This is a genomic window from Klebsiella sp. K47 (assembly GCF_051858335.1).
Taxonomy (GTDB): domain Bacteria; phylum Pseudomonadota; class Gammaproteobacteria; order Enterobacterales; family Enterobacteriaceae; genus Klebsiella; species Klebsiella pneumoniae.
In genome coordinates, this window is sequence record NZ_JBPYUI010000246.1 from 1 (window position 1) to 237 (window position 237).

Annotated in this window: 1 protein-coding gene; it reads left to right on the top strand. The window is 70.0% G+C overall.

From position 1 onward, the window contains the following. A partial coding sequence (locus tag RRF55_RS27895; protein WP_439419286.1) for an ROK family protein occupies positions 1–206 on the top strand: 206 nt, incomplete at its 5' end. Positions 207–237: the final 31 nt, after the last annotated feature.

Genomic DNA, 237 nt, shown 5'->3' on the forward strand with positions numbered 1-237 from the left:
TGATTCTCGCGCTCGATCCGCACGTGATCGTGCTCGGCGGTGGGCTGTCCAAGCTGGAGCAGCTGTATCGCGATCTGCCGGCCGCGAGCGCGCCGTACCTGTTCACCGGCGTGCGCGTGCCGCCGATCCTGCCGCCCACCTTCGGCGATGCCGGCGGTGCGCGGGGCGCCGCCCTGCTCGCACGTCAGCACCATCCCTCCCCCTGAACACCGCTGTTACTGGAGTTGCCATGTCCGC